The sequence below is a fragment of the Pseudomonas sp. BCA17 genome (assembly GCF_004519405.1).
In the GTDB taxonomy this organism is placed as follows: Bacteria; Pseudomonadota; Gammaproteobacteria; order Pseudomonadales; family Pseudomonadaceae; genus Aquipseudomonas.
Genome location: NZ_SGWI01000010.1, coordinates 142140 through 155739, shown reverse-complemented (window position 1 = coordinate 155739; position 13600 = coordinate 142140). Strand labels below are relative to the sequence as shown.

Here is a 13600-nt window from a genome sequence, read left to right as displayed (position 1 = left end):
TGATAGTGCTGCAATACCGAATTATGCTGTGCGCCCTGCCCGATCAGGCGCCGCTGAAGTCGAGGAAGGCTTTGTTCGAGGGCCGCAAAAATGGCAGATAGGCCGGCGGCGGCATCTTGCCCACCAGCCGTGGCGTGAGGCCCTTGGGCCCCAGCTCACGAGCCAGCATCGCGATAAACAGGGTGATTTCCAGCGCCGCGACATGTCGCCCGAGGCACGCGTGCGGACCGCCGCCGAACTGGCAGGTTTCCACCTGGTTCAGCGCACGGTCCAGGCCCAGCCAGCGTTCCGGCCGCCAGCTGTCGGGATCGGGGTAGCGTTCGGGGTTGCGTGAAACATGCAGCAGGCTGACCCCGGCCATCACCCCGGCCGGGATGGTGTGGCCCATCAATTCGAACGCAGTGTGCACCTTGCGCATTTCAAACGGTGCCGGTGGATAGAGGCGCATGGTTTCGCGGAATATCCCTTCGGCCAGCGGCACCTGTTTGACCAGTTCCTCGTGGGTAACGGGCATGCTGTCCAGGCCCGCGACCTGCTCGCACAACTGCTGCCAGACGTGCGGATGCTGCGACAGCATCAGCGCCGACCAGGCCATCACAGCGGCGGTGGTTTCCGAGCCCGCAAAGCCCAGGCCGAGGATGTTGTGCACCAGTTCGACTTCGGACATGCCGTTGCCGTGGTCATCGCGGCCAAAGATCATCGCCCCGACCAGACTGTCGTGGTCATTGTTGGCCCGTGTGGTGGCGACAATCTGCGCCACCCGCTGCTCCAGCCAGCCCCGCGCCTTGCGGCAACGCCAGGCCGGGAAACCGGGCAGGTTGACCTTCAACGGAATCATGCCCAGGAAAAACTCTTCGTACTGGTGACGCCACACTTCCAGCTCGTGGGTTTCAATACCCAGAACGCGAAATACCACTTCGAGGGCGATGTCCTTGGTCTGCGGAAAAATCGCCAGTTTGTTCTCGCGGCTCCAGTGCTTGAGCCGTTGATCGATGGTTTCCACGATGAACTGGCCGACCTGGGCGCGGGTCAGCCCCTTGGGGGTAAACGCATCGGTACTGGCGCGCCGCGCATTGCGGTGGCGCGGGCCATCGAACGCGTTCATGGCCTCGCCGGTAATCACCGGCATCTGTTCGCGCAGGAACGAATTGTCGGTGTATTTGTTCTGCAGGATCGCCAGGCCGGCCTCGTCGAGGATTTGGAGTACCGGCAACTGGGTGCCGAAGTAGGTCCAGAAGATCGGCCCGCACGTGGCCTCGGCCTGGCGCAATTCACCGAGCGCATCCTTGCCGATCTTGTGCACATGACCGAGCAAGGGAATTTTGCCAGGCATGACCGGAAAACCGTCTTTCATTTTCACGTTGGCGGCAATCGGATGGGCGGCCTTGTACGCGTGTTGACCGGCGACTGCGTCACTTTGCGTGGGTGTGTCGGTGTCTTGTATCTGGCTCATAACGTTCCCTGTTCATTGCTTGAGGTGGTGAGCAGTCGTTCAAATTGTGCGGCGTCCAGCTCGCCGCAACTGATGCGCCGATACAGTTCGCTGGAGAACAACGCGGGTGGCGTTCTGCCGGATTTCGGCGACGCCAGTGGATGCTCAAACTCATAACCGGGCAGCGCCATTCGATTGCCGCCGCTCGGGTACAGCGCCGGGATATCCAGCCCGGCACCGCGACTCCAGGCTTCGCCCCTTTGCATCAGTGACCCCGACGCGGTCCCAGGCTCGCCCTCTTCAATGCCATCAACCGGTGATAGCCAACAGCCGCTATCTGGTGTGCCCGCCAACAGCAATTGCAAGCGTGCCCGCAGTTGCTGTTTGTCGCCGACCACCAACGCGGCGCGGTGGGCCAGACGGTGTTCACGCAGGGCTAAACTGTAGGCCAGATCTGACAGATCGAAAGTCGAATTCGCATCGATTAAGGTCTGGAGTTTTTTCAAATAGGCCAAGAGGCTGCCCCGGCTGGCTGCGGCGACAATCAACAGTTGCTCACCGCCTGTGTTTCTGAACGTTGCCCGACTCTCCTGATACTCCTCGACCACCAGACTGGCGTAAGTTCCGCCAGCCCCAAAAGAATTGATCAGGCAACGGCGCGGCTGACCGTAGCCATCAGCCGTCCAGGGCGAAGCGTGTTGTTGCAAATAAAAGGCGCTGCCCTCCAGGCGAATATGCGGGTTCAGCGGTTCGGCATTGATCGAAGGCGCCAACTGCTGATGTTGCAGTTGCAGCAACACTTTGGTCAGTTGGGAAATTCCCGACGCCGCCTCAAGGTGACCGATATTGGACTTCACCGTGCCCAGCGCACAGCTGCCGGGCGGCAGTTCACCGAAGACCTTTTTCAACGCGGCCACTTCAATCGGGTCGCCGAGTTCCGAGCCGTTGGCCGCCGCTTCAACATAGTTGATCTGCGCGGGTTGCAGGCCTGCGCGCTTGATGGTCTCGGCGATCAAGCGGGTTTGCTGGCGGGTGTTGGGCGCCGAGTACATCAGTTTGCCGCCGCCATGATTAACACTGGAGCTCTTGATCACCCCGTAGATCCGGTCGCCATCGGCCACTGCCGCCGCCAATGGTTTGAGCAGCACGGCGCCGGCGCCTTCACCCGGCAGCATGCCGTCGCTCTGGCCGAAGCCGCGGCTCAGGTCCGAACTGCCGAGGAAACTGGCCAGCTTGAGGGTCTGGTATCGGGACGGATCGAGGATCAGGTTGACGCCGCCAGCCATCGCCATCGCACAGTCGTCCATCAAAATGCTCTGGCAGGCCAAGTGGATCGCCGACATCGAACTGGCGCACGCCGTGTTGACCGCCAGGCTCGGGCCCTTGAGATCGAAACAGTGGGAAATCCGGTTGGGGATCTGCCAGTCGGTGACATTGGCCGTGATCGCCGCATGCGCAGGATCGCTCTCGCGCAGCGGCGACGGGTTGTACATCGAACCGATAAACACTCCAACCGCCGCCGTATCGCCCTGCTGGAACCGGGCCAGCGCATCACGGTTGTAACCGGCGCTCTCGAAGGTCAGCCAGGCCACTTCGAGCATCTGCCGCAGCTCTGGCGAAACGTGCTGCACGTCGGCGTCGCCGATGCCAAACAGGCAATGATCAAAGGCCTCGACCTGTTCGAGGAAGCCACCGTAGTAGCGCTCATCGCCGTTCGAGGCCATTGACCAGCGTTGACCATCGGCCTCGCTGACGCAGTTGCGACCGTTGCGCAGGTTGTCCCAGAAGGCGTCCAGATCAGCCGCCATCGGGTAGCGGCCATTGACCCCGATAATCGCGATGTCGCGGTTCGCTGCCTGCGCCTCAACGCTGGTTGACGGTTGCGGCGCGGGCCTGACCGGGGCGTGACGACTGACCGCGAGCGGCGCAACCGACTGCACTGCCACCGACCGCTCAACCTGCTGCACGGGTGCAAAATAGCTGGTCAGCGCAGGCCGATGTTCGGCCAGCAGGTAATTCGTCAGCTGATTGATGGTGTTGTGTTCGAACAGAATGGTGCGCGACAGCTCGCCGGTGCTTTTCTCCAGCGCCTGAATCAGGCTGATCTGCAAGATGGAGTCGATGCCGTAGCGATCGAACGCAGTGTCGCGCTGCAAACGCTCAGGTGCCATGTTCACCAGCTTCGACAGCACCTCGGTGATCAGTTGCCTACACTGCCCCGCCAACACTTCTTCATCGATATCTGCTTTCGCAACAGGGCGTGGCGCCTGCGGCTCGACGTTCGCCACGACAGCGCCACCCTGCGCCGGCAGGCACACCACACCATCGCTGGCGGCGACGACTATCTGCTGGCCCAACGAATGACTGGCCGAGGCCGGGAAGGCAATGCTGTCAAAGCCCTGCGCCTGCAACAGTTGCCGCCAGCGCTCGGGATACAGGCCGGGGCATCCGGGAATGCGCAGCGGCGTGTCGTTATGCAACCACCAGCCTTCGAGCAGGCCGAAGGTCAGGTGGGTGAACATCGAACGGTCGCTGATTTCATTGAGCAACAGCAGGCCGCCCTGGCGCAGCGCGGTCTTGGCGTTTTGCAGCGTGCGCCGCAGGTCCGGCGTTGCGTGCAGCACGTTGGTGGCGATCATCAAGTCATAGTGTTGCAGGCTGATGCCTTGCTCGGCGCAGGGTTGGCCGACATCGAAAATCGCCGTGCGCAGGTAAGGCGCCTGGGGCGCGAAATGCGTTTCGGCATGGCGCAGGAACGCCTGGGACACGTCGGTGTAGCAGTATTCACCGATCCCTTGTTGCCACGGGCGCAGCGTGTCGATCAGCCCGGCGGTGGTGCCGCCCGTGCCGGCGCCGATTTCCAGAATCCGCAACGGCCTGCCGCTCTGCGCCTGACGGCGAGCGACATCGGCCACCACCTCGCCGAGCACGGCGTTGAAGTAGTCGCAGACCCGGTTGTTTTTGTAGATGCCCTCCACCAACGCCATCGAACCGTCGGGGAACATCACCCCGGTAGCCGGCTGCTCGCCGCGCAGGATCGCCGGCAGCGCACGGGCGCAGGTTTGCACCAATTGCAACTGAGCGTGCAGATCGGCGTCGCGGCGCCACTGCTCGCTGGCCTGTTGCCATTGCGACCAGAGCGTTGCCGGCTCAGGCAGGGCCGACAACAACTGGCCGTGTGCGTCGATATCAGCATTCTCAGTCAACAAGCGCAGGCTTTCACGCAGCCAGCGACGGTAGAACGGATGGGCTTGCAGATTGGCCGCCACGGCCGGCTCGGCGGCGATCCGTTGCTCGGTCAGCGGTCCGCCAGCAGCCAGTTCACCGAGGCAGGCGAAGGTCTGCGCCAGCAACAGCCGGTTCATCTCGTTGGCCGCCGGGTGATGTTGCGGCGCCGGAGCGCAGTGCCGAACGACCTGCGCCCAGTCATCGGACGCCAGTGATTCCTGCGCCGGGTAGCAATCGAGCTGCCAGCCGCTGTCGATGCCGGCGATGGCCATCGGCTCCAGCAACTTGATCAGCCCCAACTGCGGCAAGGGACTGGCCAGCAACCGGTCCAGCGCCGCCATGCCCTCTTGCGGTTCAATCGAGCCCAGGCCCTGCGCCGCCATCCGCGCCCGGTAACCCGCATCGGCAACCACGCCCACCGAACCCCAATATCCCCAGTTAATGACCTTGACCGGGCATGGACCGTGCTGACCGAGCTGCGCGGCAAAGGCGTCGGCAAAGGCGCAGCCAGCGGCGTAGTTGCCCTGGCCGGCGGCTCGGCTGAAGGCAATCATGGAGGAGAAAAACAGCACGAAGTCCAACACCGGGTTGTCCGCCGCCGTACAGACCTGGGCCATGGCGAGACTGGTCAGGCGCTTGGCGTCGAACACGGCGCTGAACTGCGCCTCGTCCATCTGCGCAAGCCGCGCATCGCCCAGCACCAATGCCGAATGCACCCAGCCATTGATCGGCCCGCAGGTCTCGACCACTTGCTGCCTGGCCCGTGTCAGTGGCCCGGCATCGGTAGCGTCGGCCTGGAGATACAGCGGCGCCGCCGCATTGTGTTGGCGGGCAAACTGCGCCAGCGTCGCGAGTTTTTGATTGATCTGATCGTCAGCCACGCGGCGGCCCAGCCAGACCACTTGCGCACGCCAATGGCTGATCAAATGGCGTGTCCAAACTTCGCCAATGCCACCGGCGCCGCCGATCACCACGTACACGCCGCCTTCGCGGTAATGCACAGCGCCAGCGTCTGTTGGCGCCCCCTCGGTCAGCGGCAACAAGCGTTGGCGAAACCATTCACCCTGACGCCAGGCCAGGCATTCAGCGGGCAATGTTGGCTCGGGCATTGTCTGTGGCAGCGGTTGGCCGTCCGCTGGCAGATCGATCAGCTCAACCCGCCATTGCTCCTGTTCCTTGGCCAACGACCCGGCCAGGCCATGACAAGCCCCCTGCTCCGGCACCAACGGTTCGTCGGGACGCAGGGCGATGCTGGCAGTGAAGATCAGTTGCAGGTGCAACGCTTGTTGGGCCAAACCCAGCTGCAACAGCGCCTTGATCATGCGGAACAGCATCAGCGTGCTGTGCTTCGCTGGCGCCAGCCAGATCAGGCGTTGGAACGGTGCGCAGGCCGACAACTGGGCGGCGATCCCATCGATAGTGGATGACGGCGACGGCAAAAACTCGATCTGTGGATGTAACCCGGCCAGCCAGTCATGGCGCTCACTGGATGCGCCAATGGCCAACGTGGGCAACGCTTTCGCTGACATCGACGGGCTATCGGCGATAACCCATTGAGGCGCCAGCAGGCTCAGGCCCGCCGGCAGCAACTGATCGGTGGGACGTTCACGCCCGGTCCGAATGGGCCGCGAGCTGAACCCGCGTAACGCCACGGCAATCTGCCCGTGCTCATCGCACAGATCGATATCGATCCGTTGCACCGCGCTACCCGCATTGCGCCCATCGACGCTGATCAGTGCCCACATCTGCGGCTGGCAACGCCCGAAGACGTTCAGTTGCTCAAGGGCAAAGGGCAACAGCGTCTCGCCAGTCCCATCGCGGTTTTGCAGCAGGCCAATCGAAGCCTGAACGGCGGAATCGAGCATGCCCGGATGCAGCACCCAATCACCGTCAAACAACCCCGGCGCCAGTTCAAGCCGGGCCAATACCCGGCCCTCACCCAGCCACAGACGCGAAACACCGCGATGGCCGGGACCGTAGTGGATGCCCATCGCTTCAAACAGCGGATACAGCGCGGCCGCTTCAAGGCTGCGCTGCCAGGGCGCGGCGCAGAGAGTGTCGAGATCCAGCGGTTGCACATGGCCTGCCGGGATCACCTGCGCACTGCCCTTGCAGTGCTCCAACACTACACCGTCAGCTTGCGAGTAGATCCTGAAGTCGACTTTCTGTTGTTCCAGCGTCAATTCGATATGCAGTTCGTTGTTTTGCGTAGTCGGCGTGTAAGGCGTCAGCCAGACGATGTTCTTCAATTGCAGCGAGCCGGCATCCAGTACCTGCGCATCCAGCGACCGGGCAATCGCCGCCCGGGCCATTTCCAGATAACCGACGCCGGGCATGGTGTTGCGGCTGTCGACCTGATGGTCGGCAAACCAGCTCTCGTCACCCTGCCAACGGCTGCTGAAACGCTGTTGATAAAAGTCCGAGGTATTGCGTTCGAGCATCGGGTGCAGCCACATGCCTCCTTGAACAGGGCTGGCCACCTGGCCGCTGGCAAGGTCCGTGACCCAGTAGCGCTCCTCGGCAAAGGGATAACCTGGCAGGCTTAGGCGGCGCATCGGCCGAGCGTCACGGTAGAACTGACGCCAGTCGATCGTCAGGCCCTGGGCCCACAGTTCCAGCAACTTGTGGTACTTACGTTTGTCGATCCAGGCCGCCAGCGCGGCGGCCATGTCCTCGTCCTGACGAAACAGCGCCAGTGCCGGATTATCGCCCTCACTGGTGCCGCGATAGAGCGCTTTGCCAGTCGCCGCGAAGTCGCCGAGCTGGCGTTGCAGATCGCCCAGGGAATCGCTCAACAGCGCCACCCGCTCCTGCATCACATCGCGGCCCACTTGCAGCGTATACGCCAGATCATCGAGGTAGCGCGGGTCTTGCGCAGGCGCGGTGGCGATGAAATCTGCCAGGCGACGGGCAGACTCACGCAGCCGTTCCGGGTTTTTAGCCGACAGCAGAAACGCTCGTACGCCTGAAGTCGCTTCGTTGCGAGCTTGCTGTGGCGCGCAATATTCCTCCAGCAGAATATGCGCATTCGCGCCGCCAAAACCGAACGAGCTGACACCCGCCCGACGCGGCAACTCATGGCCGTGGCGGTCCTTGAGGGCGGCCCAGGGTCGGCTTTGCTGGACCACGTAAAACGGGCTGTCGTCGAGTTCGATATAAGGGTTGAGCTGTTCGCAGTGCAGGCTCTTGAACAGGGTCTTGTGCTTGAGTTGCAGCAGGACCTTGATCACTCCGGCAATCCCGGCCGCCAGTTCCAGGTGGCCGATGTTCGACTTCACCGAACCGACGCCGCAATAGCCCTGCCCCGGCGCATCGCTGCTCAGCTCTTCGGCCAGTTCGCGGAAGGCCATTTTCAGGCCGTTGATTTCAATCGGGTCGCCCAGCTCCGTACCGGTGCCATGGGCCTCGATGTAGCCGACACTGCGCGGATCGACCCCGGCCTTGCGCCAGGCCGACTTCAGCAGCTCGGCCTGGGCCCGTGGGTTGGGTGCCGTCAGCGAGTTGGCCTTGCCGCCGTGGTTTTCCGCGGTGCTGCGGATCAGCGCATAGATGTGGTCGCCATCGGCCTCGGCCTGGACGCGTTTTTTCAGCACGATCATCCCGACGCCTTCGCCACGGGCATAGCCGTTGGCCTGGGCCGAGAAAGTCTTGCTGCGCCCGTCCAGCGCCAGCATGCCGGCTTTGCTGAAGCTGATCTGCGCCTCGGGCGCGATCAATGTGTTGACGCCGCCGACCACCGCCATCCGGCAATCACCGCTGCGCATCGCCTGGACCGCGCGGTGGATCGCCACCAGCGACGACGAGCAGGCGGTTTCCACCGGTTCGCTGGGGCCGTGGAAATCCAGCAGGAAACTCATGCGGTTGGGGCCGACCGAGGGCACCATCGCCGTGGCGCTATAGCCTTCGACCGGTACGCCGGCCTTGGCGATCAGGCTGCTGTAGCCGGTCACCCCGGTGCCGACGAAAATTCCGGTGTCGCTGCCCGCCAGATCAGCGGTGGCGTAGCCGGCGTCTTCGATGGCCAGCCACACGTACGTCATCAGCAGGCGCTGCTGCGGGTCCATCAATTGTGCTTCGCGTGGCGAGATGGCGAAGAACAGCGGATCAAAGTGATCGACGCCGTGAATAAAGCCGCCCCACTTGACGTTGGTCTTGTCGACCTCGCGGTGCGGATCGCCGTAGTACTGGCGCCAGTCCCAGCGGTTGGCGGGAATCTCGCTGATGCAGTCGCGTCCGTCGTTGAGATTATGGAAAAACTGCTCGACGTCATCGGCCATTGGGAAACGGCCACTGACACCGATGACCGCGATGTCATCGTCAACCTCAGTGGCAGACGGTTTGGCCAGCGCAACGCTGGCGGTTGGCAGCGAGCGCGGGGCTGTTGCTGCCTGCGGCTGTTGTTGCCGGGGCAGCACTATCGGCGCCGCTATTTGCGGCGCGAGTCTGGCGTCCAATGCGCTGCGGTGCTCGCGCTCCAGATACGCGGCGAAACGGCCGACCGTGGCGTGTTCGAAAAAGATCGTTGGCGCCAGATTGAGCCGCCATTGCTGTTTCAGGGTGTTGGCCAGCGTGGTCAGACTGATCGAGTCGAAGCCGTACTGACTGAACTCCACATCGAGCCGGATTTCGCCAGCGGGGATTTTCATCTGCGTGGACACCAGCTCGATCAATGCCCGGTGCAGCGCTTCGGTCAATGGTGCGTCACTGTTGGGGGCAACCTGCGGGGCAGGTTGCGGCATTGAGACATGGGTGGCACCGCTGACCAACGCGGTAATCGGCTCACGCCGACCGTGCATCACCAGCACCTGCGGCAACGCCAACGCAACGCACTGGCGCAGGGCGTGAATCCCGGCGTTGCTCGGCATGGCGACCATGCCGGTGCTGTGCGCCATCTGCTGCGCGGTCGCTTCATCGACCTGCATGCCGCCCTCTTTCCACAGCGGCCAGTTGATCGCCAGGCTCTGACCACGGCGCAGACCTTGGGCGGTCAATTGGTTGCGATACACGGCGTAGCGGTCAACAAAAGCGTTGGCTGCCGCGTAGTCAGCCTGACCGGCATTGCCGACGACGCCGGTGCCGGAGGAAAAACAGATCCAGAAATCCAGTGCCAATCCGGCGGTGGCCAGGTCCAGGTTGCGGGTGCCGGCCACCTTGGCCGCCATCACCTGTTTCAGTTCGTCATCCTGTTTGTTAATCAGCAGGCTGTCGCGGATCACCCCGGCGCTGTGCAACACGCCGTTGAGGCCATGATGCCCGGCGACAATCCCGTCGATCAGGCGCTGCACCGCCTCGGCGTCGCTGACATCCAGCTGGCGGTATTCGATCTGGTTGCGGCCCGGGTCAATTCCGGCCAGCAGGTGCGGGGCCAGCGCTGAACGGCCAGTGAGAATCAAGGTGGCATCGCTGACACTGGCGGCGATGGCCTGGGCGAACAGCCGGCCGAGGCCGCCGAGGCCACCGGTAATCAGGTACACACCACGGTCCTTCCACGGAGCGTCAATCGCCAGATCGACCGCCGGGCAAGGACGCCAGTGTTGCACTTGGCGACGACCCGCCTGGTAGCGAATCCCGACATCGCCGGCAGCGGCGTTGTCCGCTAGCCGTTGCACCAGTGATTGCTGTTCGTCCAGCTCGATCACCTGGCCGGTCACGTCCGGCACTTCCAGCTGCAAACTGCGCAGCATCGCCGCGAGGCCGCCGATTATCCGGTCGTCATTCGGGTTATGCACGGCGAGCTGCAGCAACCGCCGTCCGCCGCCCGCACCGAGCAGCAACCGGATTTGCTGCAACAGCGCGAGTGCCGTCTGCTGATAATCAACGGCGCAATCCTGCTCGGGAACGTCCAGCACCGTGCAGCAGCCAGCGGCCAGTTGTTGCACCTCGGCGGTGATCGTTGAATCAAAGCCACTCAGCAGGATCAGGCGCTGGCTGAAGTTCGGCGCTTGAGCCAATGGCGGCACCTCGTCAATCCACTGTGGCTGGAACAGCAGGGTTTCCATCAGCGGCTGGTCGCTGGTTGCCGGTTCGGTCGGGTTTCCCAGCACGCGCGAAGTGAAACCCTGCATCAACACACAAAGCTTGCCCTGCTGATCGAACAGCTCGATGTTCAAGCGCTGCAAACCGCTGTCGGTCTGCTGATCGTCGCGGCGTTCGGCGTAGCTCACCCGGGCCCACATCGATTCGCTGCAACGATCCAGAATCTGCAAGCTTTCAAGGCCAAACGGCAGTGTCGGGCGCGTCAACGGCGGCAGGTGCTGCCGCTCGTCTTCACTCAGCACCACCTCGGCACCGAGACTCAGGGCGATGGCCGCCTGTAGCGCCGAATCCATCAGTGACGGGTGCAGCACATAGTCCTCCAGGCTGTCCCGCTGGCAGGCGGGCAGCAACAGTTGCGCCAACACCTCGCCCCGCCCGAGGTCCACCGCTTGCAGGCCCTGATAGGCCGGGCCGTGCTCGAACGTCATCGCCTGATAGGCGTCGTAACACTGCTTAGCGCTTAACTGGCCGCCGGTCATCCGTGCCTTGAGCGCCGCCAGATCCACCTGTTGCGGCGCCGATGTTTCAGCAAATCCGGCCAGCCCCTGACTGTGAAGCAGCGGTTCACCCTTGGCTTGCCCGGTCAACAAATCAAGCTCGCGGCTGGAGATCTCGAAGCGGATCTGCTCATCGTCTTCCAGTGTCAGCTCGATATCGACCTGCCGAGGCTGGGCGCCAATGATCAATGGCCGCAGCCACACCACCTGACTGAACGATGGCTGCCGCCCCGCCGTGGCCATCACCACCGCCGCCCGGGCCATTTCCAGATGCGCGACACCGGGAAAAATCCGTTGCCCGCCGACCACATGCTGCTTGAGGAAAAACGCCTCGCCATCAAACACGCTGCTGAAGCGCTGACGCTGTAGATCGGAGGTGTTTCGCGCCAGGAACGGATGCAGATTGCGTTCTGTAATGCCTGGCCCGACCTGAGCTTCGCCTCCCGCCGCGCCACGGTGCGCGGGCGCTATCCAGAAGTTCTGCCGGACAAACGGATAGACCGGCGCGTGCACACGGCGGGCATCGCCACGGTGCTGACGATTGAATTCGGCCCAGTCGAGTTTGCCGCCCATGACCCAGGCCTCGGCCAGCGGTTGCAGGCTCGTTTGATCGACAATGGCAGGCACCTCGATGTCCGCACGTTCAGCCGTGTCGATCTGCCCGGACCAGCAATGTCGGGGCGAACGCCCGTCCAGCCAGTCATTCAATTGTTGGCGCAACTGGTCCTTGTCGGAACACAGGAAGATCAACCGATGCGCCTGCGCCAGCCGCCCTGTTTGCAGGGTGTAAGCGAGGTCCGGCAGGCGCAGTGCCGGGTCCAGCAGTGCCTGACGCACGCGGCGGGCATAGCGTTTGAGGCTGTCGGCGGTACGTGCCGACAGTGGCAGCAGGCAGGGCCGCGCCTCGTCGGTGACTGGGGCGGCGGCGACTTCGGGCGCCTCGCGGATGACCATGTGCACATTGGTGCCGCTGTGGCCAAAGGAGTTGAGCGCCGCCATTTTCGGGCCGCTGCCGAGCCATTCCCGAGGTTCGGCATGGATATGAAACGCCGAGCCCGCCAGTTCGATCCGTGGGTTGAGCAGTTCGAAATTCAACAGCCCTGGCAACTGGCGGTGCTTCATCGACAGCAGGATCTTGATCAGGCTGACCACGCCGGCCGCCGCCGAGGTGTGGCCGATGTGCGCCTTGGCGCTGCCCAGCGCGCAATAACCTGTGTCGTCGGTAAACTGGCGGAAAGCCCGGGCCAGCGCGTTGACCTCGACCGGATCGCCCAGCGGTGTGCCGGTGCCGTGGGCCTCGACGTAGCTGATCTGCCGCGGATCGATGCCAAAACGCGAATACAACTCGCTGATCAGCCGTTCCTGGGCCTGGCCGCTGGGGGCGGTAATGCCGTTGCTGGCGCCGTCCTGGTTCATGCCCGAGGCACAGATCACCCCGTAGATCGGGTCGCCGTCGGCCAGCGCCTGGGACAGGCGCTTGAGGGTCAGCATGCCTACCGCCTCGGACAGCACAATGCCGTCGCTGCGCTGATCGAAGGTATGGCAGTGCCCGGTTGGCGAGAGCATGTCCATTTGCGCCAGGCTGATCAGGCCGGGCTCGCCGAGGGTGGCGAACACACCGCCGGCCAGCGCCAGGTCCACCTCGCCATTGCGCAGGCTTTCGCAGGCCAGGTGAATGGCCGTGGCCGAGGACGAGCAACCGGTGTTCACCACCAGCGCCGGGCCTTTGAAGTCGAGGAAGTAAGACAGGCGCGAAGCAATGATCGCGTCGGAGGCGCCGATAAAGGTTTCGTGGAAATAGCCGGTCGGTTCGGCGCCGACAAAGATGCCCACCGACTGGTCGCGAAAACTTTTCGGGTTGTAGCCGGCATCTTCCAGCGCCTTCCAGCTTTCCTGGAGGATCAGCCGTTGATGCGGGTTCATCGACTCGGCATCGCGGGGCGAAATATTGAAAAACAACGGATCGAAATCATCGCGCTGCTCAAGGACACCGCCCCATTTGCAATACGTCTTGCCGGGCTGACGCTCGGCCGAATAGCTGCGCTCAGCGTCCAGATAACGCTCGCCCAGTTCAACCACACCGTCGGCACCGGTGCTGAGGTTGTGCCAGAAGCGCTCGACGTTGTCGGCGGCGGGAAACTGCCCCGACATGCCGATCACGGCAATCTCGTCATGCACCTTCGGGCGAGTGGCTGACGGTGTTTCTGTTGTGGCCTGCGCGCCGGCCTTGAGTTGTTGCAGCAGCTGCCGGGCTTCGTCAGCGGTGATCTGGCGCTGTTGAAGCCGGGCGATGATGGATTGAAATGCTTGGCTGCTCATGATTGTCCTTTCCCCGCCGTGGCCTGCGCGGTGCCGTGGTTTGCCGTGGTGCTGTCGTTGATGATTTTCAGCAATTCATCGATTGCCA

General features: G+C 63.2%; 3 protein-coding genes (1 of these 3 running past the window's edge). All 3 read right to left on the bottom strand.

Translation table 11 applies throughout. The features are described 5' to 3' along the window. Positions 1 to 43: 43 nt before the first annotated feature. Tightly spaced (each overlapping or abutting the next), the 3 genes in view from EXW71_RS27710 to EXW71_RS27700 form a layout consistent with a single transcriptional unit that may run on beyond the window. Positions 44 to 1453 carry a cytochrome P450 gene (locus EXW71_RS27710; RefSeq protein ID WP_134660726.1) on the bottom strand — a complete coding sequence of 470 codons (1410 nt, stop codon included), beginning with the start codon at positions 1451 to 1453 and terminating at the stop codon, positions 44 to 46. Next, positions 1450 to 13512 carry an SDR family NAD(P)-dependent oxidoreductase gene (locus EXW71_RS27705; RefSeq protein WP_134660725.1) on the bottom strand — a complete coding sequence of 4021 codons (12063 nt, stop codon included), beginning with the start codon at positions 13510 to 13512 and terminating at the stop codon, positions 1450 to 1452. The genes EXW71_RS27710 and EXW71_RS27705 overlap by 4 nt, the downstream gene beginning before the upstream one ends. Then, on the bottom strand, positions 13509 to 13600 hold the final stretch of the coding sequence (locus EXW71_RS27700; protein ID WP_134660724.1) for an SDR family NAD(P)-dependent oxidoreductase. 14776 nt of this gene lie beyond the right edge of the window; the window shows 92 of its 14868 coding nt (coding positions 14777–14868); the start codon falls outside the window, past its right edge; the stop codon is at positions 13509 to 13511. Before EXW71_RS27700 ends, EXW71_RS27705 begins: the two co-directional genes overlap by 4 nt.